Genomic DNA, 24,268 nt, shown 5'->3' on the forward strand with positions numbered 1-24,268 from the left:
ACCTCGGCCGCCCGACTGTTGCGAAATGCAACCGGTCTTGTGGCGCGTGAGGCGGGAGCAACCCCTCTGACAACCGGAGATCACCGAGGTCGTTGCACTCCTCGTGAATTGTGAAGATTTATTGATCATCGCCGGCTTTTCAGGGCCCCTCGGATCACGCTCACGCCGTACACCGTAGGGGTCACTTGACGTGCACATATAACTTGCGAGCTGATCCAAATACGCCTCAACACTGGGGATTTGACGCCTCTTCCGCGTCGGCTTCCACGAGTGACCCCCAGGTCTCGAATCGGTAAAGCGGGCTTTCCATCTCGCATGGGCTGTTGAACTCTTAAGGTCCACGAATGAGGGGGGTTCGTGAAGATCGCCGCACGCCTCTGGCGTGTCCGGGCAGGGGGCCCGGGCCGTGGTCGAGTCGACGGTGAGCCGTCGTGAACGGCTGCTGCAATCCGAGGGGGTTTGCAGCAAAGGATCCACAGCGCAATGTGCAGTGCCCGACGCCGCGCTCGTCTGCCTCAGGAACAGACGGGTGCATTTCAGGGGCGCCGTTTTCCGGCCCACCAGGTCTGTGGGCCGGCTCAAGGGTGAGGAAATCGCCATGGACATATGTGTGCTGGGGCAGGGCTACGTCGGTCTGCCTCTGGCCCTGCGGGCCGCGGAGGCCGGTCACAGCGTCACCGGTTATGAGCCCGACCGGCGCCGCTGCGCTCAGCTCGCCGCCGGGTCGTCCTACATCGAGGACATCGACTCCGGAAGACTCGGGCGCCTGTTGCGCTCCGGCGCCTACAAGCCCACCAGCGACCCGACGGACCTCAAGGGCTTCGACGTCGCGGTGATCACCGTTCCGACTCCGCTGACCGACCGCACCCCGGACCTGAGCTGTGTCCGCGACGCCGCCCGGGAGCTCGCGCGGCACCTCGAGGCGGGCGGGACCGTGGTGCTGGAGTCCACCACGCACCCGGGCACCACCCGCAACGTGCTGATTCCGCTGCTGGAAGAGGGGTCCGGCCTGACCGCCGGGAAGGACTTCCACGTCGGCTTCAGCCCCGAGCGGATCGATCCGGGCAACGCGGTGTGGCGCCTGGAGAACACCCCGAAGATCGTCGCCGGGCTCACCGAGGCGTGCCTGGAGCGTGTGAAGGCGTTCTACGACGCGGTCACCGAGGTGACCGTACCGGCGTCCGGCCTGGAGGAGGCGGAGCTGGCGAAGGTGTTCGAGAACACCTACCGTCACGTCAACATCGCCCTGGTCAACGAGCTGTCCCGGATCGCCCACACCCTCGGCGTGGACGTGTGGCACACGCTCGAACTCGCGGCGTCGAAGCCGTTCGGGTTCACGAAGTTCCAGCCCGGGCCGGGTGTCGGCGGCCACTGCCTGCCCATCGACCCGGTCTATCTGAGCCACCACGTGAAGACGCAGCACGGAGAATCGTTTCGTCTCATCGAGCTGGCCCAGGACATCAACGACAGCCAGCCCGAGTACGTGGTGCGCCGCCTCCAGGACGCGCTCGGCCGGCGCTTCTCCCGCAGCGTCCACGGAGCCCGGATCCTCGCCCTCGGCGTCGCGTACAAACCCGGCACCGCCGACTCCCGCCAGTCCCCGGCGGTCGATGTGGTCGACCGGCTGCGGTCCATGGGCGCGCAGGTCACCGTCATCGATCCCTACCTGCCCGCCGACAGCGACCGGGACATCCCCTTCGCCGCCGCGCGGGCCGGTACGAGCGTCGCCGACTTCGACGCCGTCGTACTGCTGACGCCGCACGACGAGTTCGACCTGTCGCGGGTCGCCGACGAGGCGGCCTACGTCCTGGACACCCGTGGCGTCATGGCCAGCGCACCGCACATCGAACGCCTGTAGGACACGAGAGAGAACAGGGCATCCACATGTATGACAAGGGCACCCTTGCCAGAACGGGCAGCGCCGTGGCGCTGTTCGGCGGAACAGCCGCCTTCCAGTGGACCATCGCCACGATCATCGGCCTGGTCGTCCTCGGCGCGGTGCTGTACCGCGTCGCCAACAGAGGGAACCGGTATGAGGCGTAGCAGGCTCGTCGCCTGCGTCCTGGGCGCGGTGGGGGTGGCCGTCTGGGCAGCCACCTACCACCTCGCCCTGGGCGAGAGCGACCGCAAGTTCCTGACGGCCTTGTACCTCTTCGACGCCGCGCTCATCGTCTTCTACATCTCCTCGCTGGAGGTGAACACGCAGTGGCGCAACCGGCGTCCGGCCACGGGCCGCATCGTCGCTCTGGTGCCGGCTTATGAGGAGGAGCCCCAACTGCTGCGCGCCGCGCTGGAGTCACTGCTGCGCCAGACCTGCCCCATCGACGAGATCCACGTCATGGACGACGGCTCCTCGCAGCATCCGGTCGAACCCTTCGACCACCCCAAAATCCACTGGCACCGCCAGGCCAATGGTGGGAAACGCTATGCACAGGCCGGCATTCTTCGCCAACTCGGCTCTGAGGAATGGGACTTCGTCCTGACCGTCGACTCCGACTCGGTTCCGGCCGACGACGCGGTCGAAAACCTGATGCGGGCCATGAGCAAGCCCAAGGTCATGGCCGCCACCGGGCTGATCCTCACGCGGAACTTCCGGGACAACTGGCTGACTCGGATCTCCGACGTCAACATCGGCACCAGCTGCCTGATGATCCGCTCCTCCCGGTCCGTCCTCGGCGCCGTGGAGACGACGTCCGGGGCGCTCGCTCTGTACCGCGCTCCCGTGGTCTTCGACAACCTGGCCGACTACGTGAAGTCGGGCACCAACGGCGACGACCGCCGTCTGACCATGTACGCCCTGCTGCGTGGGGACGTGGTGGTCGTCAACGACGCGCTCGTGCACTCCGCGATGCCCGACACCGTGCGGGGCCTGTTCAAGCAGCGCCTGCGCTGGGGCAAGTCCTCCTGGCAGGCACTCCCCTTCGCCGTGATCAACCTGGAGTGGCGGAAGCTGCTCTTCCCGCTGCTCGCCGTCACCCAGTGGATCATGCTTCCGGTCCTGCTGGTCATGACCCTGAGCGGCGTCTTCTTCCGCGCCCAAGGGCCCTACATCTGGCTCGCCTTCGGCTCCTACCTCGCCATCCGTTACGCCGAGACGGCCCAGTACCTCATCCGCCGCCCCCACATGAGCCGCACCACCAAGCTGATCACCTGGCTGTGGGCCACGCCGGTGGAACTCCTCGTCAAGGTCCTCGTGATCTACCCGGCGAAGTACTGGTCCGTCTTCAAGCTCCGCGAACGCGGCTGGCACACCCGGGGCAACGCCCACGCGACCACCCCGGCCGCACCGGTCGCCTCCAGGGCCTGACCGGCGAGGGCCGACGGTCACGAACAGACCGTCGGCTCTCAGAGGTCGTCCGGCAGCACCCGGAAGTGGGTGTGTCTGCCGTCCAGGGGGCGTACGGTCCGGAAGTCGCGCAGGTCTCGGGTGAGGACGGCGTCCGTGGCGTACTCGGCGGCCAGTGCGACGTTCACCGCGTCCACAAGGTCTAGGTCGAGCGCGGTGTAGCGGGCTCTCACCGTCAGGGCGGCGTCCAGGATCTCCGGGGTCGGGGGCGCGAGGACCAGGCGCATGTCCCGGACCCGTTCGGTGAGGCTGCGCAGAATCGCGTCCGCCGCGCGGCGTCCGGCCCTCCTGGTGGCCACCTGGTGCACCTCGGTCAGGGCCAGAGGCGTGGCCACCAGGAAGCCGCACTGGTCGGCCGCTTTTCTGGCCGCCTGGTGTGCCGGGTCGGATCGGTTGTACAGGGCGAGGAGGCCCGAGGTGTCGGCGATGGCGATCACGCAGCGTGGCCCCGGTTTCGCCGCTCGCGTGCCTCATGGCCCTCGGTGACGGCCCTGCGGATCTCGTCCGCCCCCACGGGGCCGCCCAGGTCAAAGGTCTCCTCGTCCGAGACGAACGGCTCGTCCCAGACCCGGTGGGCCAACGCGATGCGGTGAATGCCCTCGCGGATTATCTCCGCCTCCGAAAGGCCGAGGCGGGCCGCGGCCTCCTTGATCAGCGCCAGGTCGCTGTCGTCGGCGTAGACGTTGGTGCGCTTCAGAGCCATGAGGCAACGGTACAGGTTATGTACCTTCCATGAAGGCTCTTACAGAACCGGCAGATTCTTCCGCAGCTCAAACGCCGTGACCTCCGACCGGTACTCCTCCCACTCCTGCCGCTTGTTCCGCAGGAAGAAGTCGAAGACATGCTCGCCGAGCGTCTCGGCGACCAGGTCGCTGCGCTCCATGAGGGTCAGCGCCTCGCCCAGGTTCTGGGGCAGCGGCTCGATGCCCATCGCGCGGCGTTCCGCGTCGGAGAGGGCCCAGACGTCGTCCTCGGCGCCCGGGGGGAGTTCGTAGCCCTCCTCGATGCCCTTCAACCCCGCCGCCAGGAGGACCGCGTAGGCCAGGTACGGGTTCGCGCCGGAGTCCAGGGAGCGGACCTCCACGCGCGCCGAACCCGTCTTGCCGGGCTTGTACATGGGGACGCGGACCAGGGCGGAGCGGTTGTTGTGGCCCCAGCAGATGTACGAAGGGGCTTCGCCGCCTGCGCCTGCCGTGCGTTCCGAGCCGCCCCAGATGCGCTTGTAGGAGTTGACCCACTGGTTGGTGACTGCGGAGATCTCGGCGGCGTGGCGCAGGAGGCCCGCGATGAAGGAGCGGCCGACCTTGGAGAGCTGGTACTCGGAGCCGGACTCGTAGAACGCGTTCCGGTCGCCCTCGAAGAGGGAGAGGTGGGTGTGCATGCCCGAGCCGGGGTGCTCGGAGAACGGCTTCGGCATGAAGGTCGCCTGGACGCCCTGTTCGAGGGCGACCTGCTTCATGACCAGGCGGAACGTCATGATGTTGTCGGCCGTGGAGAGCGCGTCGGCGTACCGCAGGTCGATCTCCTGCTGGCCGGGGCCGCCCTCGTGGTGGGAGAACTCCACCGAGATGCCCATCGACTCCAGCATGGTGATCGCCTGGCGCCGGAAGTCCAGGCCGATGCTGGTCGGCGTGTGGTCGAAGTAGCCCGAGTTGTCGGCCGGGATCGGGCGCGAGCCGTCCAGCGGGCGGTCCTTGAGCAGGAAGAACTCGATCTCGGGGTGGGTGTAGAAGGTGAACCCGAGGTCGGAGGTGCGGGCGAGCGCGCGCTTGAGGACGTAGCGCGGGTCGGCGAAGGACGGGGAGCCGTCCGGCATGAGGATGTCGCAGAACATGCGGGCCGTGCCGGGGCTCTCCGCACGCCAGGGCAGCATCTGGAACGTCGACGGGTCCGGCTTGGCGATCATGTCGGACTCGTAGACCCGGGCGAAGCCCTCGATGGCCGAGCCGTCGAAGCCGATGCCCTCGTCGAAGGCCTGCTCCAGCTCGGCGGGGGCCACGGCCACGGACTTCAGGAAGCCCAGCACGTCCGTGAACCACAGGCGTACGAACCGGATGTCCCGCTCCTCCAAGGTCCGGAGCACGAACTCCTGCTGCTTGTCCATCTTCCGCTTCCCCATCCTTGCTGGTCAGGCCGCCTTCCCCCGGTACCGCGGGACGCGGTCGGGCACCTGAGCATCCCACCACAACAGCGTTTCGCGCGCGTTGCGGACCTCGGTCGCCCGGGCCACCTCGGCCTGAACGGCTCCGGTACGGGTCCGACACGGGTCCGGTACGGCTCCGGCACGGCGGGTGTACTGCCCTGCCGCCCATCTTGCCTGCTCGGACCCGTATCCGTAATGGCCGACGGCCCCCGCCCGATGGCCGGAACCCGTCGGATCACACCCCCACGTGAGCGAGGACACGCCGTTTTAATTTGCATCTCAGATGCAAGTTTTCATAGCGTCGAAGGGAAGACAGGTAGAGCCTGCCGACCGTCCAGACCCTGCCGACCGTCCCGTCGTGAGGAGCCCCGATGCTGTCCCCGCAGTCCGCAGCCACCGTCCGCGCCACCCTGCCCGCCGTCGGCGCGGCGATCGGTGAGATCACCGAGCGGTTCTACGCCCGTCTCTTCGACGCCCACCCCGAGCTGCTGCGGAACCTGTTCAACCGGGGCAACCAGGCCTCCGGCGCCCAGAAGCAGGCCCTCGCCGGTTCCATCGCCGGCTTCGCCGTGCATCTGCTGGACCACCCCGACCAGCGCCCCGACGCCATGCTGGACCGCATCGCCCACAAGCACGCCTCGCTCGGCATCGCCCCCGAGCAGTACGACGTCGTCCACGAGCACCTCTTCGCCGCGATCGTGGAGGTGCTCGGCGACGCCGTCACCCCCGAGGTCGCCGCCGCCTGGGACGAGGTCTACTGGCTGATGGCCAACGCCCTCATCGCCATCGAGAAGCGGCTCTACGAGCGGAGCGGCGGCCGCGGCACGCGGGAGTGGGAGGTCGTGGAGCGGGTCACCGAGACCCCCGACGTCGTCACCCTGCGGCTGCGCCCCGTAGACGGCGGCCCGGTCTCGCCGTTCCGCGCGGGACAGTACGTCTCCGTCGGCGTCGATCTGCCCGACGGCGCCCACCAGATCCGGCAGTACAGCCTCTCCGGCGCCCCCGGCGAGGGCGTGCGCCAGATCAGCGTCAAGCGGGTGCACGGCGGTGCGGGTCCCGACGGCGAGGTCTCCGACTTCCTGCACACGCGCGTCGCCGTCGGCGACCGGGTCGGTCTGTCCGAGCCGTACGGCGACCTCGTGCTCGACGGCGACGACGAGCACCCGCTGCTGCTCGCCTCGGCGGGCATCGGCGTGACCCCGATGGTGGCGATGCTCGCCGCGCTCGCGGACGCGGGCCACCGCGCCCCCGTCACCGTGATCCACGGCGACCGCTCCCCCGCCGACCACGCGCTGCGCGCCGACCACGAGGCGTACACCGCCAAGCTGCCCGACGCGGCCTGCCACTTCTTCTACGAGAACGACGCCCCCGCGAACGCCCGCACCGGCCGGGTCGACCTCACCGGCATCCCCGTGGCCTCCGGGACGCGCGCGTACCTGTGCGGTCCGCTGCCCTTCATGCGCGCGGTGCGCGCCCAGCTGCTCGAGAGGGGCGTGGCCCCGGCCGACATCCACTACGAGGTGTTCGGCCCCGACCTCTGGCTCGCGCAGGGCTGAGCCCCGGCACGTCCGGGGCGGCTCCCCCGGCGCTCGCGCCCCGTCAACTCCTCGGCGGGCCGCTGGAGATGCCCAGCAGGACGGGCCCGGTCGGGTCCGCCACCATGTCCTCTATCGTCAACGGGTCCAGCGAGGCGAAGAACGCCTCCTGGGCCCGTCGCAGTGCGCCCCGCAGCCGGCACGCGGAGTTGAGGGGGCAGGGGGTCGGGCCCTCGCACTCGACCACGTCGCCGTCGCCCTCGAAGACACGGACCACCGAGCCGACGGACGCCTTGCGGCCGCGCTCGGTCAGGGTGAGCCCGCCGCCCCGGCCCCGGCGGGCGTCGACCAGGCCGAGGTGCTGGAGTTCGGCGACGACCTTGGTGGTGTGCGTGTAGGGGACGCCCATGTCGGTCGCGACCTCGCGGGTCGTGGGGTTCGCGTCGGCACCGGCGACCGCGAGTCGCATCAGGACCCGCAGCGCGAGATCGGTGGAGCGCAGCAGCCGCATACCGGAAGCGTAGGTAATACGCATTCCCGGTTCAAATTATCTGCTTGTCACCACCGAACCCTCCCGTCCGAGCCCTGCGGCCCCGCGTCCCGCACTACGATCAACTGGCCCTCAGATCACTCCTGCCGAAGGACACACCCCATGGGTCCGGTGAAGAACAGCAACAGCGCGACCCGCAGCGCACGCGTGGAGGAGATGCGGCGCGCGGAGCGGGCCCGTGAGCGGCGCAACCGGATACTCACCGTCGCCGCGAGCGTGGTGGTCGTCGCCGGGCTCGTGGTGGGCGGTGTGGTGCTGGTGCGGTCGCAGTCGGACGGCTCGGACGCGGCAGGGAAGAAGGACACCGCCGCGAGCGGGGACGCCAAGAACAGCGGCAAGAACAGCGCGGGCGACTCGGGGCACTTCACCACCGGCAAGGACGGCGTGCGGACCTGGTCCGGCAAGCTCTCGCGGACGCACGTCACGACCGACGTGACGTACCCCATGCACCCGCCGGTCGGCGGCAACCACAACCCCGTGTGGCTCGACTGCAACGGCACGGTCTACGACAAGCCGGTGCACGACGAGAACGCGGTGCACGCGCTGGAGCACGGCGCGGTGTGGGTGACGTACACCGACGCGGCCGGCAAGGCGGACGTGAGCGCGCTCGCGGCCAAGGTGAAGCAGACGCCCTACTCGCTGATGAGCCCGTACGAGAAGCAGGACGCCCCGCTGATCCTGTCGGCCTGGGGGCACCAGGTGGCGGTGAAGAGCGCGAAGGACCCCGAGGTGGACAAGTTCTTCGCCGCCTATGTGCAGGGCGAGCAGACGCCCGAGCCGGGGGCCTCGTGCACGGGCGGGGTCATGCAGTGAGGCGTGCGTTCGCAGGACTGGCCGCCGGGGCCGCGGTGCTCGCGGTGGTGGCCGCCGGGGCGGCCGGGTACGCCGCCGGAGGGGAGGAGCCCTCGACGGGGACTCCCGCCGCCGCCTCCGCCGACGCCGGGTTCGCGCGGGACATGGCCGTGCACCACCAGCAGGCCGTGGAGATGTCGTACATCGTGCGCGACCGCACGAAGGACACCGAGGTGCGGCGGCTCGCCTACGACATCGCGCAGACGCAGGCCAATCAGCGCGGGATGCTGCTCGGCTGGCTGGACCTGTGGGGGCTGCCGAAGGTGTCGGCGGATCCGCCGATGACCTGGATGGGCATGGGCGGCATGCCGCCGGGCCAGGACGGCGCGCTGATGCCGGGCATGGCGACCAACTCCGAGCTGCGCGAGCTGGGTTCGCTGAGCGGGAAGAGGGCGGAGGTCTTCTATCTCCAGCTCATGACGGAGCATCACCGGGGCGGCGTGCACATGGCCGAGGGGTGCGTCCGGCGGTGTTCGGTCGCGCCGGAGAAGCGGCTCGCGCGGGGCATGGTCGCGGCGCAGCAGTCCGAGATCCAGCTGATGGCCGACATGCTCAAGGCGCGTGGCGCACAAGCCCGTTCTTAAGCCGCTCGGCGGACGAAGTACTCAAATCCTCTGTAACCAAGGCCACTTGAGCTTCTCTTGACCCTCCCGTTTACCTGACATGAACGGTTCATCACCAGAGTGGCTCCATCGTGTGATCGCTCCGCCGGTCCCAACCGCCGCGGGCAGGCGCGTCGCGCACGACGATCCGGCCACTACATGCGAACCGCATCGCAGGGGGTTTTATGAGATCCAACCGCGCCAGGACGCGCGCCGGTGTGAGCATGGCGGCGACGCTTCCGATGATCGCGGGCGCGCTGGCGCTCGGCATGCCCGCGGCCCACGCCGCGGACGGCCCGGCCCGTGACGCGCTGGCGGGTACCCGCCCGGCCTGGGCCACGGCCAAGGCGGACAAGGGTGCCACCGCCGACAGCGCCCGGGTGCAGGCCCGCGTCTACCTCGCGGGGCGTGACGCCGCGGGGCTCGCCGCCTACGCCAGGGCGGTGTCGGACCCGGCCTCGCCGCAGTACGGCAAGTACCTCGGCGCCAAGGAGGCGCAGGCCCGCTTCGGAGCGAGCAGGGCCCAGGTGTCCGCCGTGAAGTCCTGGCTGAGGTCGGCCGGGCTCGACGTCACCGGGGTCACCGCGCACTACGTCTCCGTGTCCGGCGATGTCGCCGCCGCCGAGAAGGCGTTCGGCACGCAGCTGCACAACTTCGCCAAGGGCAAGCGGACTTACCGCGCCCCGCAGAGCACCGCCTCGGTCCCGGCCGCCCTCCGGGGCGCCGTGCTGACGGTCACCGGTCTGGACAGCGCGCCGCACATCGCGCACCACGACGACGAACTGCCGCCGCCGGACGGGGTGTTCAAGAACGCCGGGCCGTTCTCCTCGTACTTCGGCTCGAACGTCGCGAGCACGCTGCCGGACGCCTACGGCCACAAGATCCCGTACGCGATCAAGGGCTACACCGGCAAGCAGCTGCGTGCCGCCTACGGCGCGGGCGACTACACCGGCAGGCATGTGCGCGTCGCGATCACCGACGCGTACGCCTCGCCGACCATCGCCGCCGACGCGAGCACGTACGCGAAGACGAACGGCGACGCGGCCTGGAAGGCCGGGCAGCTGCGCCAGGTGCTGCCCCAGGACTACACGAAGACCGAGGAGTGCGGGGCGGCCGGCTGGTACGGCGAGGAGACCCTCGACGTCGAGGCCGTGCACGCGGTCGCGCCGAACGCGGACGTGACCTACGTCGGCGCCGCCTCCTGCTACGACGACGATCTGCTGGACTCGCTCAGCAAGGTCGTCGACCAGCACCTGGCGGACATCGTCTCCAACTCGTGGGGCGACATCGAGGCCAACCAGACCCCGGACCTCGCGGCCGCCTACGACCGCGTCTTCCAGCTGGGCGCGGTCCAGGGCATCGGCTTCTACTTCTCCTCCGGCGACGACGGCGACCAGGCCGCCGCCTCCGGCACGAAGCAGGTCGACACCCCGGCCAACTCCGCCTGGGTGACCGCGGTCGGCGGTACGTCGCTGGCCGTGGGCAAGGGCGACGCCTACCAGTGGGAGACCGGCTGGGGCACCGAGAAGGCGACCCTGTCGGCCGACGGCAAGAGCTGGGACTCCTTCCCCGGCGCCTTCACCTCGGGCGCGGGCGGCGGCACGAGCAAGAACGTGCCGCAGCCGTACTACCAGAAGGGCATCGTCCCGAAGGCACTGGCCACGGCCAACAACGCCACGGGCAACCGCGTGGTCCCGGACATCGCGGCCGTCGCCGACCCGAACACCGGCTTCCTGGTGGGCCAGACCCAGACCTTCCCCGACGGCACCCAGCAGTACAGCGAGTACCGCATCGGCGGCACCTCGCTGGCCGCCCCGGTGATCGCGGCGGTCCAGGCGCTGGCGCAGGAGGCGCGCGGCGGATCGGCGATCGGCTTCGCCAACCCGGTGATCTACCAGCGGTACGGCAAGAAGGGCGTCTTCCACGACGTCACCGACAACCCGACCGGCTCCGGCCTCGCGGTCGCCCGGCTCGACTTCGCCAACGGGGTCGACGCCGCCGACGGCCTGCTGACCTCGGTCCGCAGCCTGGGCAAGGACAGCTCCCTGTCCGCGGTGAAGGGCTACGACGACGTGACCGGTGTGGGCTCGCCCGCCGGTGGTTACGTGACGTCGTACGAGCGTTACTGATCTAGCGCGCTGCCGTGGGGGCGTGAGGTGTCAGACACCTCGCGCCCCCACATCGCGTCGCTCTGACGATTACACTGGGCGCGTGCCTCAACTTCGTCTCGCCCTGAATCAGATCGACTCGCGCGTCGGCGACCTCGCGGGGAACGCCGAGGCGGTCGTCCGCCGGACCCGGGACTCCGCCGAGCGCGGAGCGCACCTGGTCGCGTTCCCGGAGATGGTGCTGACCGGGTACCCCGTCGAGGACCTGGCCCTGCGCTCCTCCTTTGTCGAGGCCTCCCGCACCGCGCTGCGCGACCTGGCCGCCCGCCTTGCCGAGGAGGGCCTCGGCGAAGTGCCGGTGATCCTCGGCTATCTGGACCGTTCGGAGTCCGCGCAGCCGAAGTACGGCCAGCCGGCCGGTGCCCCGCGGAACGCGGCCGCGGTGCTGCACCGCGGCGAGGTGGTCCTCACCTTCGCCAAGCACCACCTGCCGAACTACGGCGTCTTCGACGAGTTCCGCTACTTCGTGCCCGGCGACACCATGCCGGTGATCCGGGTGCACGGCGTCGACGTGGCCCTCGCCATCTGCGAGGACCTCTGGCAGGACGGCGGCCGCGTGCCCGCCGCCCGCTCGGCCCACGCGGGGCTGCTGCTCTCCATCAACGCCTCGCCGTACGAGCGCGACAAGGACGACACCCGTCTGGAGCTGGTCCGCAAGCGCGCCCAGGAGGCGGGCTGCACCACCGCCTACCTCGCCATGACCGGCGGCCAGGACGAGCTGGTCTTCGACGGCGACTCGATCGTGGTCGGCGCGGACGGCGACGTCATCGCCCGCGCGCCGCAGTTCGAGGAGACCCTGCTGCTGCTCGACCTGGACCTGCCCGCCGCCGACGCGGACGCCCCGGCCGGTGTCGTGGACGACGGCCTGCGCATCGACCGGGTCGTCCTCTCCGAGGACCCGCTGCCCGCGTACGAGCCGGAGTTCCCCGGCGGGCTCGCCGAGCACCTGGACGACGACGCCGAGGTGTACGGCGCGCTGGTGACGGGCCTGCGGGCGTACGTCGTCAAGAACGGCTTCCGCTCGGTGCTGATCGGGCTGTCCGGCGGTATCGACTCGGCGCTGGTGGCCGCGCTCGCGTGCGACGCGATCGGCGCGGAGAACGTGTACGGCATCTCCATGCCCTCGAAGTACTCCTCGGAGCACTCCCGGGGCGACGCGGCCGAGCTGGCCCGGCGCACCGGCCTCAACTTCCGTACGGTGTCGATCGAGCCGATGTTCGACGCGTACATGGGCGCGCTGGGCCTGACGGGCCTCGCGGAGGAGAACCTCCAGTCGCGGCTGCGCGGCACGCTGCTGATGGCGGTCTCCAACCAGGAGGGCCACATCGTCCTGGCGCCGGGCAACAAGTCCGAGCTGGCGGTGGGCTATTCGACCCTGTACGGCGACTCGGTGGGCGCGTACGGCCCGATCAAGGACGTGTACAAGACCTCGGTGTTCCAGCTGGCGCGCTGGCGCAACAAGGCCGCCGAGGAGCGCGGGGAGACCCCGCCGATCCCGGAGAGCTCGATCAGCAAGCCGCCGAGCGCGGAGCTGCGCCCGGACCAGGTGGACACGGACTCGCTGCCGGACTACCCCCTGCTGGACGCGATCCTGGAGCTATACGTGGACCGGGACCAGGGCGCGGACGCGATCGTGGCGGCGGGCTTCGACCCGGCGCTGGTGACGAAGACGCTGCGGATGGTGGACACCGCCGAGTACAAGCGGCGCCAGTACCCGCCGGGCACGAAGATCTCCGCGAAGGGCTTCGGCAAGGACCGCCGCCTGCCGATCACCAACGGCTGGCGCGAGACGGCGTAGGAAGGCGCGGTACCGCGAACGGCGAAGGGGCGCCCGGTCTTTCAGGACCGGGCGCCCCTTCGTTCTGCCGTGCGCGGTGCGCCGTGCCGTCAGCCGACCGGCGTGCGCGGGCGGGAGAAGCGCGGGGCGGGCTCCTGCTCGTCGCCCGCCACGAGCAGCGGGTCGAACATGACGACGACGGCCGCGAGGATCAGGAAGACGGCCGGGCCGAGCAGCATGGGCAGCACCAGCGAGGCGGCGTTGTCGCCGTAGCCCGAGGCGGCGGAGTGGACGTGGACGTCGACCGCGGCCATGCCGGTGTAGTGCATACCGGTCACGGCGACGCCCATCACGAGGCTGGCGCCGAGCGCGGGCACGAAGCCGCGGATGGAGACGGCGGCCCACAGCGCTGCCGTCGCGGCGGCCACGGCGATGATCACGGAGAGCGCGACCGTCGGGTTGTTGTAGGTGATGGTGCCGTTCACCTGCATCGCGGCCATGCCGAGGTAGTGCATCACGGCGACGCCGAGGCCGGTGATGATGCCGGCGGTGGCCAGGGGCATCGGGGAGACGCCCCGGTAGCCCACGATGAACATGCCGATGCTGACCATGACGATCGCCACGACCAGGCTGAGCACGGTCAGCGGGGCGTCGTAGGTGATGTCCGCGCCCGGGACCGAGAAGCCGATCATGGCGATGAAGTGCATGCTCCAGATGCCGCAGCCGAGGGCCGCCGCGCCGAGGCCGAGCCAGGCGGCCTTCCTGCCCTTCTCCGCGTGCACGGTGCGGACCACGCAGCGCAGTCCGAGAGCGGCGCCGAGGCAGGCCATGAGGTAGGCGGCGAGCGGCGTCAGCAGCCCGTAGTCGAATCCGGCCGAACCCATCGGGGTCCTCTCCCTATGTCCAGTTGTGACATGCGTGTCTGATGTGACAGGTGTGTCTGGTGTTACTGGAGTGTCATGTGTTGGTGGTGTGAAGCTTTACGGGAGAGAGGGTCAACTTCAAGCCACCTTGGCCGGAAACGAACGAATGTTGCACAACTGTAGTTTGTGCGACTTCACCGCCGTGAACGCTCGTTCTCCTGCGGAACATGGGTCGCCACCAGCCGTCCCGTGGCACCCGGAATCGCGCCGGTTTGCTGGTGCGTCGCCGCCCGGCTGCGGTCCACTCCGTAGGCCACCGCGGCCACTCCGATACCGAGGACGGCGAGGGCCGCTCCGGCGAGCGCCGGGGAGGTGGCGCCGAGGCCCGCCGCGAGGGCGAGGCCGCCGATCCAGGCGCCGCCCGCGTTGGCCAGGTTGAAGGCCGCCTGGTTGGCCGAGGAGGCCAGCGACGGGGCGGCCGCGGCCTTGTCCATCACCATCAGCTGGAGCGGCGAGCCGGTGACGAAGGCCGCCATGCCGAGCAGGGCCACCGCGAGCGCCGCGCTCCACTCGGCCCGCATCATCAGCGGGAACAGCAGCAGGACCGCGCCGAGCGCGGCGAGGCCGCCGAAGAGGGTGCCGCGCATGGCGTGGTCGGCGAGGCGGCCGCCCAGCAGGTTGCCCGCCGTGGCGCCGACGCCGAACAGGGCGAGCAGCAGGGTCACGCTGGCCGGGGCGAACCCGGCGGCGTCGGTGAGCATCGGCGTGACGTAGCTGTAGGCGGCGAAGAGCGCGCCGAAGCCCGCGACCGTGGTGCCGAGCGCCAGCCAGACCGGCAGGGACCTCAGCGCGGCCAGTTCGCCGCGCAGGCCGGCCGGGGAGGCGTGGGTGTGGTCGTGCGGGATGAGCAGCGCGAGCGAGGCGATGGCGGCCAGGCCGATGACGCTCACGCCGAGGAAGGTGGCCCGCCAGCCCAGGTGCTGGCCCACCAGCGTGGCGACGGGGACGCCCGCGACGTTGGCGACGGTCAGGCCGAGGAACATCAGCGAGACCGAGCGCGCCTTGCGTTCGGGGGCGACCATGGAGGTCGCGACGACCGCGCCGACGCCGAAGAACGCGCCGTGCGGCAGCCCGCTCAGGAAGCGGGCGGCGAGCAGGGAGTCGTAGCCGGGGGCGAACGCGGAGAGCGCGTTGCCCGCGACGAACAGGGCCATGAGGCCGATCAGCACCGTGCGGCGGGACATCCGCGCGGTGACGGCGGCCAGCAGCGGGGCACCGATGACGACGCCGAGCGCGTACGCCGAGACCAGATGACCGGCGGTCGGGATGGATATCCGCAGGTCGTCCGCGACATCGGGCAGCAGGCCCATCATCACGAACTCGGTGGTACCGATGCCGAAGGCGCCCACGGCGAGGGCGAGCAGAGCCAGGGGCATGAGGGGACCTCTCAGAGAAGTGCCGTACAGGGATGGGATCGCCTATGTTCCCGTACGGAACAAAGTCTCTCAGGTCCAGTATTCCAGCGGGTACGAACCGGGTTAAGACTCCGTGTCGAGTCGGGTCAGGACTCCGTGTCGAGACGGAGCCGGGCGGCCACGGGGAGATGGTCGCTGTCGGTGCGCGGCAGGGTCCAGGAGCTCTCCGGCTCGACGCCCTTGACCATGATCTGGTCGATCCGGGCCATCGGGAACGAGGCCGGCCAGCTGAACCCGAAGCCGCTGCCCGCCGCGCCCTGCGTGGAGCGCAGCTGGGAGGTGACGGCGTTCAGCGAGCGGTCGTTCATGGTGCCGTTGAGGTCGCCCAGCAGCACGACCCGCTTGAGCGTCTCGTCCGCGATGGCCTCGCCGAGGGCGTCGGCGCTCTTGTCGCGCTGCCGGGCGGTGAAGCCCGCCTTCAGCTTCACCCGCACCGAGGGCATGTGGGCGACGTACACCGCGACGAGCCCGTCGGGCGTGGCCACGGTGGCGCGCATCGCGCGCGTCCAGCCGAGCTTGATGTCCACCGAGTGGACCTGGCTCATCGGGTACTTGCTCCACAGCCCGACGGTGCCGGCCACCGCGTGGTACGGGTACTGGCCCGACAGCGCCCGGTCGTACGTGGCGACGGCGGTCGCGGGCAGTTCCTCCAGGGCGAGCAGATCGGCCCCGGAGGCGGCGACCTGCCGGGCGGTGGCGGCGGGGGCCGGGTTGTCGGCGTTGACGTTGTGGGTGGCCACCACCAGGTCGCCGCCGGTGCCGGACTTGTCGGTGAGCAGCCCGCCGAAGAGGTTCAGCCACACGATGGCCGGGAGCAGCACCGCGATCAGCGCGGTCGCGGACTTGCGCAGCAGGCCGACGAGCAGCAGCACCGGGACCGCGAGGCCCAGCCAGGGCAGGAAGGTCTCGGTGAGGCTGCCGAGGTTGCCCACCCGGTTGGGGATGCGCGAGTGCAGCAGCATCACGAGGGCCAGCAACAGCGCCAGGACGGCAGTGACGACGCCCCGGCGCCAGATGCGCGGATCGTCGCGCCAGCCGCCGAGCAGACGGTGCGCCAGGCGCCGAAGCCGGGATGTCGGCCGCTCGGGTCCCGAGCCGTCGTTGTCCGTCTCCGTCATGTACGCCTGCTGCGCCATACCGTCTGCCTCACTGCCTGCCGTGCACTCCGTCGTCCCCCCGGTGTCCGGTTAGACCCTAGGGGATGAACGGCTCCGTTCCGCCGTCCCATGACGGCCGTTCGGAAGACGAGGACGAACGGATGGGCCGGGTAGTTCCGTTACGGCCGTTCCGCGTGGGTTCTGTGACGAAACGCGTACATCAGCGCTGCTCGGGCGGCGTACTGACGGGGCGTAGGCCCGCGAGGACCGTGTCGACGATCTCCTCGGCCAGGCCCTCGGGCAGATCGGCGTCGGGGCGCAGGACGGTACGGGCCAGCATGGGGCCGACGAACATGTCGTTGGCCAGTTCCACGTCGATGTCCGGCCGCAGCTCGCCCTCGCGCTGCCCCCGGCGCAGCACCTCCATCGTGAGGGCCCGCCGGGGCGCTATCACTCCGGCCTGGTAGGCGGACCAGATGCGCGGGCTGCACTTCGCCTGGACGAACACGTTGTGCATGATGGCCGAGGAGCGGCTGACCAGGCCCCGGCGGCGCAGGGTCTCCAGGAGGACGACGAGGTCGTCGCGCATGGAGGTGCCGGGCAGCTCGGGGTCGGCGGGTTCGGCGGCGCGCATGACGTCGACGAACAGCTCCTCCTTGCCGCTCCAGCGGCGGTAGATGGTGGCCTTGCCGACTCCGGCGGTGCGCGCGACGCGCTCGATGGAGAGCTCCGCGAGGGGCACGCCCTCCTCCAGGAGCTTCATCGCGCCTTCCAGGATGGCGCGTTCCACGGCCTCGCTGCGGGGCCGGCCCCGGGCGGGGCCGGCCTGCGGGGGCCGGCTGTCGGCAAGGCTCACGTCGTCTCGTCCTCTCGCTGTGCTGCGGCAATTCTCCCGCAGCCGCCTCCTCCCCCGTTCTCGCTTCCGTCCCTACCCCGATGCGTGGCGCGATGATCGGTCCGCCGCGCGGTGCGGTGATCGGTCCGCCGCGGTGATCAGTCCGCCGCGGCGACCAGTTCCTTCTCGCTGTCCTGCTGCGCCCCGGCCGGCGGCCTGCCCGGCAGGAAGAGCGCGGTGACCACGGCGCCGAGCAGCGCGACGCCCGTACCGCACAGGGCGGTGATGTGCATGGCGTGCAGGAAGGCGTCGTGGGCCGGGACGACCAGGACCTGGCCGCGCGGGCCCAGCTTCTCGGCGATGCCGAGGGTGGCCTCGATGGACTCGCCCGCCGCGCCGCGCAGACCGGGCGGGAGCAGGCCGAGCTTGCCCTCGATGCCGTTGCGATAGGCCGCGGAGAGCACCGAGCCGAGCACGGCGATGCCGAGGGCGCCGCCGACCTGGCGGAAGGTGTTGCTGAGCGCGGAGGCGGAGCCCGCCTTCTCGCGGGGCAGCGCCTGCATGATGACGACGGAGGTCGGCGTCATGATGTGCGCCATGCCGGTGCCCATGAGGAAGAAGACGACCTCCAGGAGCCAGATCGGCGTGTCGGCCTCGAAGGTCGCGAACGCGGCCAGCGTGGCGGCGATCAGCACCAGGCCCGCCGTGGTGGTGGCCTTGTTGCCGAACCGGTCGACCAGGAGCCGGGCGCGCGGCGCGAAGATCATCTGCGCGGCGGCCAGCGGAAGCATCAGCACACCGGACTCCAGCGGCGAGTAGCCGCGCACGCTCTGGGTGTAGAAGACGCCGAAGAACGTGACGCCCATGAGGGCGAAGAAGACCAGCGCGATGGCGCTCATGGCGGCAGAGAAGACCTTGTTGCGGAAGTAGGTGACGTCCAGCGAGGGGTGGTCGCTGCGCTTCTCGAAGATCACGAACGCGGCGAGGACCACCAGACCGGCGATGATCGTGGCCAGCACCTTGGGATCGGTGAAGTCGGCCAGCTCGCCGCCCTTGATGATGCCGTAGACGAGCAGCACCAGGCCGACCACGGACAGGACCACGCCGACGGGGTCGAGGCGGCCCGGCTTGGGGTCGCGGGAGTCGGGGACCAGCCAGAGCATCAGGCCGAGGGCGAGGATCACGATCGGCACGTTGATGAGGAAGACCGAGCCCCACCAGAAGTGGTCGAGCAGCGCGCCGCCGGTGATCGGGCCGATGGCGATGCCGAGGCCGACACCGCCCGCCCAGATGCCGATCGCCTTGGGCTGCTCCTCGCGCTCGAAGACGTTCATCAGCACGGCGAGGGTCGCGGGCATGACGAAGGCGGCGCCGAGAGCCATCACCGCACGGAAGGCGATCAGCTGGCCCGGGGAGCCCGCCTCGGCGGCCAGCGCCGAGCCGATGCCGAACACGGTGATGCCGCCGAGCAGCACCTTCTTGCGGCCGAGGCGGTCACCGATGAGACCTGCGGTGAACAGCAGCCCGGCGAAGACGAGCGTGTACGAGTTGATCGCCCACTCGATCTCGCTCTGGGTGGCGCCGAGGCCGGTCGGCGCCGGGGTGGCGATGGTCTTGATGGCGACGTTCAGGATCGAGTTGTCGAGCACCACGATGAGCAGGCTCAGCATCAGCACGCCGAGGATCGCCCAGCGGCGCTTGTGCACCGCCTCCGGTATCCGGGGTGCGGGGACGGAAGTTGTCATGCGTTCGAGCCTAGGGCCATTTCAATACGGAACCGTCTCGTATCTGAATTACTTTACCCAGCCCTTACGCACGGGGGCTTGCACGGGGGCCTGTACGGGGCTCGTACGGGGCTTGTACGGGGACCTCCCTCTGGCCAGGTGCGGCACGAGGTGCCACCATGGAGGCGATCCGGGGACGCCGAAAGGGCGCCTCGAGATGACTTGTAAGGAGCCGTTGCCATGACGCAGCTCTCGGCTGCCCAGACGAAGCCCTCCGACGGCAAGACGCTGTACGGAGGAAAGGGCACCCGTCGCATCACCGTCCGCGACATCGCACTCGCCAAGGAGCGGGGCGAGAAGTGGCCCATGCTCACCGCCTACGACGCGATGACCGCGTCCGTCTTCGACGAGTCCGGCATCCCCGTCCTCCTCGTCGGCGACTCGGCGGGCAACTGCCATCTCGGCTACGAGACGACCGTGCCCGTCACCCTCGACGAGATGACCATGCTCTCCGCCGCCGTCGTACGCGGCACCAGCCGCGCCCTCATCGTCGGCGACCTCCCCTTCGGCTCCTACCAGGAGGGCCCGGTGCAGGCGCTGCGCTCGGCGACCCGGCTGGTCAAGGACGCCGGGGTCGGCGCGGTGAAGCTGGAGGGCGGCGAGCGCTCGCACGAGCAGATCAAGCTGCTCGTCGAGGCCGGCATCCCCGTGATGGCCCACATCGGCCTCACCCCGCAGTCCGTCAACGCCATGGGCTACCGCGTCCAGGGCCGCGGCGAGGAGGCCGCCCAGCAGCTCCTCCGCGACGCCAAGTCGGTCCAGGACGCGGGCGCCTTCGCGGTCGTCCTCGAACTGGTCCCGGCCGAGCTCGCCGCCGAGGTGACCCGCGTCCTCCACATCCCGACGGTCGGCATCGGCGCGGGCCCCGACACCGACGCCCAGGTCCTCGTCTGGACCGACATGCTCGGCCTGACCTCGGGCCGCGTGCCCAAGTTCGTCAAGAAGTACGCCGACCTGCGCGAGGTCATGGGCAACGCGGCCAAGGAGTTCGCGGAGGACGTCGTGGGCAGCACGTTCCCGGCGGAGGAGCACTCCGTCCACTAGCGCCACCGCGCGCCGGCACCACCTGGACCACTGCGGAAACACCAAGGACAGCCCCGTCGACTTCCCCCATCGACGGGGCTGTCCCCTGTTTTAGGGGCTGTCCCCCGTTTCAGGGGATGTCGTCCGAAGCCGTCGCGGGCTTGGTGTGGAGGACTTCGCGGGCCTGTTCGGCGGCGCGGATCATGCTTTCGCCCAGGAAGTCGAGGAAGCGGGCGATGTTCTCCAGGCGGGCGGCGGCGGGGGTGTCGCGGCCGAGGACCGCCACTCCTTCGCGTGCGGTCCTGACGAGCAGTTCGTGGGACCGGGCGGCCGCGATGGTCGACTGGTAGAAGAGTTCGTTGTCGACGGTGTAGCGGTCGCGGCGGCGCTCGTCGCGTTCCCGGCGGACCAGGCTCTGGCTCTCCAGGAAGGCGATCGCCTTGGAGATGGACGCCGGGCTGACCTGGAGGTGCCGGGCGAGTTCGGGCGCGGTGAGGCTGCCCGCGTCGGAGATGTACAGGCAGGTCAGCACCCGGGCCGTCATCCTGGGGAGGCCCGAGGCCATCAGGACGGTGGTGAACGTCTCCTCGTACTCGACCACGGCCGCGGCGTCGCGTCCGTGCGGCTGGGGGGCCGCCTGGGACTCCCCCGGGGAGGCGGGCCTGCGCCGGTGGGCGCGGCGTTCGGTTGCGCGGTGGGCCAGGTCGGCGCGGTAGGCGGTGGGGCCGCCGTTGCGCATCACCTCGCGCGTGACCGTCGAGGTCGGACGGTCGAGGCGGCGGGCGATCTCGGCGTAGGGGAGGCCGTCGGCCAGCCCCAGCGCGATCTGCTGGCGTTCCTGCTGGGTGAGTCTGCCTCCCGGCATCGCGATCTCCTCGCTCGTTCCTCGGAGTTGTCCCTGATCGGCCCAACTCCCCCATCGTAGCGTTCACTTCTCACTCATTGCAATGGATGGCGCGACGTTCGTTGCGTTGACTTCAGAACCGTTGCAACACTTTCCCTGCGTCTACCTGCATGAATGCCAATGGAGTGCAACAAGGCCGTTGTCGTCACATGGAAAGCAACGTAGCGTTTCCAATGTCAGAAAGAGCGAGCGACACGGGAGAGCATGATGCAGAAGTTCGACACCACCGCCCCGATCTCCGCCGTCCTGGACGTCCCCGCCGGACGCGTGCAGTTCATCGCCGCCGACCGCGCCGACGCCACTGTCGACGTCCGGCCCGCCGACCCCTCCAAGAGCCGCGACACCAAGGCCGCCGAGCAGACCACCGTCGCCTTCGCCGACGGCGTCCTGCGGGTGACCGCCCCGGCCGGCGACAAGCAGCTCTTCGGCCCCTCCGGCTCCGTGGAGGTCACCGTCCAGCTGCCCGCCGGCTCCCGCGTCGAGGTCAAGGCCGCCGCCACCGAACTGCGCGGCGTCGGACGCCTCGGCGACGTCGTCTTCGACGGCGCCTACCACCGGATCAAGCTCGACGAGGCCGCGAACGTCCGCCTCACCGTCACCGACGGCGACGTCGAGGTCGGCCGGCTGAGCGGCTCCGCGGAGATCAGCACCGCACGGGGTGACATCCGCATCGCCGAGGCCGAGCGCGGCACCCTCGTCCTGAGCACCCAGTCCGGCGACATCTCGGTCGGCGCCGCCCCCGGCGTCTCCGCCGCCCTGGACGCCGGTACCGGCTACGGCCGCGTCAGCAACACCCTCAAGAACGACGGCACCGTCGAACTCGACATCCGCGCCACCACCGCCCACGGCGACATCACCGCGCAGAGCCTCTGAGAACGCCTGCAACACCTGAGAAGCAGCACCTGAGAAGCACCACCCGGACGGTACGGCCGCGTTCACCGCGATCGAGATCCCCTCGGTCGTCGCCGAGGGCGCGGCCGCCCGCCCCGGGGAATCCGCGTATGTGAGTGGCCCTCATCCACCCCCCTCGCTAGCCTCACCGGCCATGAAACAGCGGCAGCGCAAGAAGCTCTCCCGACGGCTCTTCCAGGCAGTCCTGGCAGGTGATGTCAGGTGTGTGAAGGCGGTGTTGGGCAACGGGGCGAGCCCGGGGTGGAGGGACGGCGACGGCACCACTCCGCTGTACCTGGCGTCAGTACAGGGAGAGGCCGAAGTGGTGCGGTTGCTCCTGGCGGGCGGGGCTCGGCCCGATGAGGAGAGCGGCGGGGCCGGGGCGGAGGGGACTCCGTTGTGCGCGGTCGCCTGCTGGGGGCACACGGAGGCGGTCCGGGAGCTGTTGGCGCATGGCGCCGATCCCGAGCTGCGCGAGGACCGAGGGACAGGCTGGTCTCCGCTGGAGTGGGCGGAGCGCGGCGCGCACTCCGAGACCGCCGAAGTTCTCAGGGCGGCGAAAACGCACAGAGCGACCGAAGTCCACCCGGTCCCGTAGCCGACAGGCATGCTCCCGCTCGTGCAGAGCTATTCGGACAACTCTTGCCGCCTCCGAAACCGTCCGCCCTCGCCTGTCCGTCTGCCCCAACGGTAGGTCTGGGGGCGGACGTACCACGGGGAGCGTGGGGACATGCTGCGTATCGGCTTCGGCACGGACGACCTCAGTCGGCTGCGGGTGGCGGCGGGCAGCGACTTCATGTGGGAGGTGGTCCTCAGCCTCCATCTGCTCCAGAACCGGCACGCGGCCCTCGTCTTCGACCCCTGGCGCAGACAGGTCCGCGAGGATCTCGCGCGGGCGGGGCTGATCCGGACGACCCGGGCGCTGATCGAGGTGAACCCGTGCGCCTCCTACTTCCCGGACTTCCTCACCCCCGGCCTCGGCGACCCCGACCCGGACACCGGACTGGACGCGGTGCTCTCCACACCCCGCGGACGCCTGCGGTCCGAACTGGCCCGGCTCTACCCGGACCGGCCGATGCCGTCGGGCGCCCGGCGGCTGGCGGAGGGCGGGAGCGAGGCGCTGCGCCGACTGGGGAGGGCGGTGCGCGCCTATCACGCGGTGGCCGTCGCGCCGTACAGGACGGTCATCGACCGGGCCGTCGGCGCGGACCTGGCCAGACGCGCCGACTCGGCGCTCGCGGCGGGGGCGGAAGGGCTGCTGGGCAGTTACCAGCCGGACCTGCTGTCCCGGCGGGACGGCCGCCTCGAATGCGGCTACCCCTTCGACCGGGGCCTGGAGCTGAACGGCCGCCCGCTGACCCTGGTCCCGTCGTTCTTCTGCGTCCGGCAGCCCGTCGCCCTCACCGCCCGCGAACTCCCGCCCGTACTGGTGTATCCGCTTCCGCTCGCGCCGGGCTGCCTCACGGTGGCCGGGTCCGGCGGCGCACCGGGCCTGCAGCGGCTGCTGGGCCCCACCCGTGCCCGCGTGCTGGAACTGCTCGGCCGCCCGATGTCCACCAGCGGCATCGCCGCCGCCCTCCATCTGTCGCCGGCCAACGCCAGCCGCCACGCCACCGTGTTGCGGGAGGCGGGCCTGGTCGGCTCGTTCCGGGACGGGCACCGGATGCTGCACCGGCGCACCGGGCTGGGGGAGGCACTGCTGAACGGGAACTGGGGGGTGTGAGAGGCGCGGAAGCGCCCGCCCCGGGCCGGAGTACGGCCGCGCGGCGGGCGCTGTGGGGTGTGGTGCGTGGTGTGGTGTGTGACGCGGTGTGGGTCAGCAGTTCTTGATCTTCCAGATCGGGTCCCAGTTCCATCCCGTGGGGGCCACGCTGTACGCGGTCGAGCTGTGGACGACTCCGCCGCTCTGGTTGTAGAACCGTGCGACCGTACCGGTGGTCTGGTTGTTGTAGAAGCCACCGCCGCCGCCCCAGTAGGACAGCGAGTAGGTGTGACAGGCCCACAGGTCGAACACCTTGTACCTGCCTGCGTTCGGGTCCCACACGCGGGCGCACAACCGGCCGGACGGGCAGTCGTAGGTGTCGCCGTCGACGTACCGGATGCGTTCGGCGGCCGGTGAGATCACCGGCGAGTTCGCCGGTACACCCGCGTTCACGTGCCCGTCCACCTGTTGCGCGACGGAACCGGTCCGCCGGGCGGCCGAGTCGGCCGCCTGCGCCGGTGCCGCACTCAGCAGCATGACGAGCAACAGGCCCGCCCCCGCGACGAGTCCGGCGAGCTTTCTGGGTATCGGCTGGGTCCGGGGTAAGTGCATGGACTGTCCTCCGTGTCCTGGTCGCGCTCCGCGAAACGAACGGCCGTCCGTCCGCGCCCCATCGTGGGGTGGTGGGCACCGGGCGGACGAAACATTCGACGCATACGCA

Annotated in this window: 23 protein-coding genes; 12 read left to right on the forward strand and 11 right to left on the reverse strand. The window is 70.4% G+C overall.

The window, feature by feature from the left end:
- Positions 1–598 precede the first annotated feature (598 nt).
- The 3 genes from AB0E91_RS19670 to AB0E91_RS19680 are packed head-to-tail and all read left to right on the forward strand — an operon-like array spanning position 599 to position 3,307.
- Positions 599–1,858: a nucleotide sugar dehydrogenase gene (locus AB0E91_RS19670; RefSeq protein ID WP_361783116.1), complete on the forward strand. Its 1,260-nt coding sequence runs from the start codon at positions 599–601 to the stop codon at positions 1,856–1,858.
- A 26-nt stretch (positions 1,859–1,884) separates the two neighbouring features.
- Positions 1,885–2,043: a hypothetical protein gene (locus AB0E91_RS19675; protein ID WP_361783119.1), complete on the forward strand. Its 159-nt coding sequence runs from the start codon at positions 1,885–1,887 to the stop codon at positions 2,041–2,043.
- Complete coding sequence (locus AB0E91_RS19680) at positions 2,033–3,307, forward strand: glycosyltransferase family 2 protein (RefSeq protein WP_361783122.1); 1,275 nt, start codon at positions 2,033–2,035, stop codon at positions 3,305–3,307. The genes AB0E91_RS19675 and AB0E91_RS19680 overlap by 11 nt, the downstream gene beginning before the upstream one ends.
- 38 nt (positions 3,308–3,345) lie before the next feature.
- On the opposite strand, the gene AB0E91_RS19685 is transcribed toward AB0E91_RS19680, so the two are convergent.
- Genes AB0E91_RS19685 through AB0E91_RS19695 form a run of 3 tightly spaced genes read right to left on the reverse strand, consistent with a single transcriptional unit; the run spans position 3,346 to position 5,450 of the window.
- Positions 3,346–3,783 (reverse strand): PIN domain-containing protein, encoded by a 438-nt coding sequence (locus AB0E91_RS19685; protein WP_361783125.1) that lies wholly within the window; start codon positions 3,781–3,783, stop codon positions 3,346–3,348.
- On the reverse strand, positions 3,780–4,049 hold the full coding sequence (locus tag AB0E91_RS19690) for a CopG family transcriptional regulator (protein ID WP_361783128.1): 270 nt from the start codon (positions 4,047–4,049) through the stop codon (positions 3,780–3,782). The genes AB0E91_RS19685 and AB0E91_RS19690 overlap by 4 nt, the downstream gene beginning before the upstream one ends.
- A 39-nt stretch (positions 4,050–4,088) precedes the next feature.
- The gene (locus tag AB0E91_RS19695; protein WP_018545441.1) at positions 4,089–5,450 is read right to left on the reverse strand and encodes a glutamine synthetase family protein; all 1,362 of its coding nucleotides are present in this window, start codon (positions 5,448–5,450) and stop codon (positions 4,089–4,091) included.
- A 410-nt stretch (positions 5,451–5,860) separates the two neighbouring features.
- Between AB0E91_RS19695 and AB0E91_RS19700 the strand changes: the two genes are divergently transcribed.
- Positions 5,861–7,045 (forward strand): globin domain-containing protein, encoded by a 1,185-nt coding sequence (locus AB0E91_RS19700; RefSeq protein WP_361783131.1) that lies wholly within the window; start codon positions 5,861–5,863, stop codon positions 7,043–7,045.
- A 43-nt stretch (positions 7,046–7,088) separates the two neighbouring features.
- Here AB0E91_RS19700 and AB0E91_RS19705 read toward each other — a convergent pair whose 3' ends face one another.
- The gene (locus tag AB0E91_RS19705; RefSeq protein ID WP_361783557.1) at positions 7,089–7,535 is read right to left on the reverse strand and encodes an Rrf2 family transcriptional regulator; all 447 of its coding nucleotides are present in this window, start codon (positions 7,533–7,535) and stop codon (positions 7,089–7,091) included.
- Between the two features lie 141 nt (positions 7,536–7,676).
- Between AB0E91_RS19705 and AB0E91_RS19710 the strand changes: the two genes are divergently transcribed.
- The 4 genes from AB0E91_RS19710 to AB0E91_RS19725 all read left to right on the forward strand — a co-directional run bounded on the left by AB0E91_RS19710 (position 7,677) and on the right by AB0E91_RS19725 (position 12,994).
- Entirely contained in the window at positions 7,677–8,387 is a 711-nt protein-coding gene (locus tag AB0E91_RS19710; protein WP_361783134.1) for a DUF3105 domain-containing protein, read from the forward strand.
- Complete coding sequence (locus tag AB0E91_RS19715; protein WP_361783137.1) at positions 8,384–9,010, forward strand: DUF305 domain-containing protein; 627 nt, start codon at positions 8,384–8,386, stop codon at positions 9,008–9,010. The genes AB0E91_RS19710 and AB0E91_RS19715 overlap by 4 nt, the downstream gene beginning before the upstream one ends.
- 203 nt (positions 9,011–9,213) lie before the next feature.
- Positions 9,214–11,157, forward strand: coding sequence for a S53 family peptidase (locus tag AB0E91_RS19720; protein WP_361783140.1), 1,944 nt, complete (start codon positions 9,214–9,216; stop codon positions 11,155–11,157).
- An 82-nt stretch (positions 11,158–11,239) separates the two neighbouring features.
- Positions 11,240–12,994: an NAD+ synthase gene (locus tag AB0E91_RS19725; protein WP_361783143.1), complete on the forward strand. Its 1,755-nt coding sequence runs from the start codon at positions 11,240–11,242 to the stop codon at positions 12,992–12,994.
- Positions 12,995–13,083: 89 nt separating this feature from the next.
- Here AB0E91_RS19725 and AB0E91_RS19730 read toward each other — a convergent pair whose 3' ends face one another.
- From AB0E91_RS19730 to AB0E91_RS19750, 5 genes are all read right to left on the reverse strand, one after another.
- The gene (locus AB0E91_RS19730; RefSeq protein WP_361783146.1) at positions 13,084–13,857 is read right to left on the reverse strand and encodes an MHYT domain-containing protein; all 774 of its coding nucleotides are present in this window, start codon (positions 13,855–13,857) and stop codon (positions 13,084–13,086) included.
- 173 nt (positions 13,858–14,030) lie between these two features.
- A complete protein-coding gene (locus AB0E91_RS19735) occupies positions 14,031–15,272 on the reverse strand; it encodes an MFS transporter (protein WP_361783149.1) in 1,242 nt (413 codons plus the stop codon).
- 125 nt (positions 15,273–15,397) lie between these two features.
- Positions 15,398–16,447: an endonuclease/exonuclease/phosphatase family protein gene (locus tag AB0E91_RS19740; protein WP_361783152.1), complete on the reverse strand. Its 1,050-nt coding sequence runs from the start codon at positions 16,445–16,447 to the stop codon at positions 15,398–15,400.
- 181 nt (positions 16,448–16,628) lie between these two features.
- The gene (locus AB0E91_RS19745; RefSeq protein ID WP_361783155.1) at positions 16,629–17,264 is read right to left on the reverse strand and encodes a TetR/AcrR family transcriptional regulator; all 636 of its coding nucleotides are present in this window, start codon (positions 17,262–17,264) and stop codon (positions 16,629–16,631) included.
- A gap of 137 nt (positions 17,265–17,401) precedes the next feature.
- On the reverse strand, positions 17,402–18,988 hold the full coding sequence (locus AB0E91_RS19750) for an MFS transporter (protein WP_361783158.1): 1,587 nt from the start codon (positions 18,986–18,988) through the stop codon (positions 17,402–17,404).
- A 219-nt stretch (positions 18,989–19,207) separates the two neighbouring features.
- Between AB0E91_RS19750 and panB the strand changes: the two genes are divergently transcribed.
- Entirely contained in the window at positions 19,208–20,071 is an 864-nt protein-coding gene (gene panB, locus AB0E91_RS19755; RefSeq protein WP_361783161.1) for a 3-methyl-2-oxobutanoate hydroxymethyltransferase, read from the forward strand.
- 109 nt (positions 20,072–20,180) lie between these two features.
- Here panB and AB0E91_RS19760 read toward each other — a convergent pair whose 3' ends face one another.
- The gene (locus tag AB0E91_RS19760; RefSeq protein WP_361783164.1) at positions 20,181–20,915 is read right to left on the reverse strand and encodes a helix-turn-helix domain-containing protein; all 735 of its coding nucleotides are present in this window, start codon (positions 20,913–20,915) and stop codon (positions 20,181–20,183) included.
- Between the two features lie 246 nt (positions 20,916–21,161).
- On the opposite strand from AB0E91_RS19760, the gene AB0E91_RS19765 reads away from it, so the two are divergent.
- The 3 genes from AB0E91_RS19765 (at position 21,162) to AB0E91_RS19775 (ending at position 23,568) form a co-directional block, all read left to right on the forward strand.
- The gene (locus AB0E91_RS19765; RefSeq protein ID WP_361783560.1) at positions 21,162–21,827 is read left to right on the forward strand and encodes a DUF4097 family beta strand repeat-containing protein; all 666 of its coding nucleotides are present in this window, start codon (positions 21,162–21,164) and stop codon (positions 21,825–21,827) included.
- A 172-nt stretch (positions 21,828–21,999) separates the two neighbouring features.
- Positions 22,000–22,443, forward strand: a complete 444-nt coding sequence (locus AB0E91_RS19770) for an ankyrin repeat domain-containing protein (protein ID WP_361783167.1) — start codon at positions 22,000–22,002, stop codon at positions 22,441–22,443.
- Positions 22,444–22,575: 132 nt separating this feature from the next.
- Complete coding sequence (locus tag AB0E91_RS19775; protein ID WP_361783170.1) at positions 22,576–23,568, forward strand: helix-turn-helix domain-containing protein; 993 nt, start codon at positions 22,576–22,578, stop codon at positions 23,566–23,568.
- A gap of 93 nt (positions 23,569–23,661) precedes the next feature.
- On the opposite strand, the gene AB0E91_RS19780 is transcribed toward AB0E91_RS19775, so the two are convergent.
- Positions 23,662–24,159: a hypothetical protein gene (locus AB0E91_RS19780; RefSeq protein ID WP_361783173.1), complete on the reverse strand. Its 498-nt coding sequence runs from the start codon at positions 24,157–24,159 to the stop codon at positions 23,662–23,664.
- Positions 24,160–24,268: the final 109 nt, after the last annotated feature.

Source organism: Streptomyces sp. NPDC026659 (genome assembly GCF_040638245.1).
GTDB lineage: Bacteria > Actinomycetota > Actinomycetes > Streptomycetales > Streptomycetaceae > Streptomyces.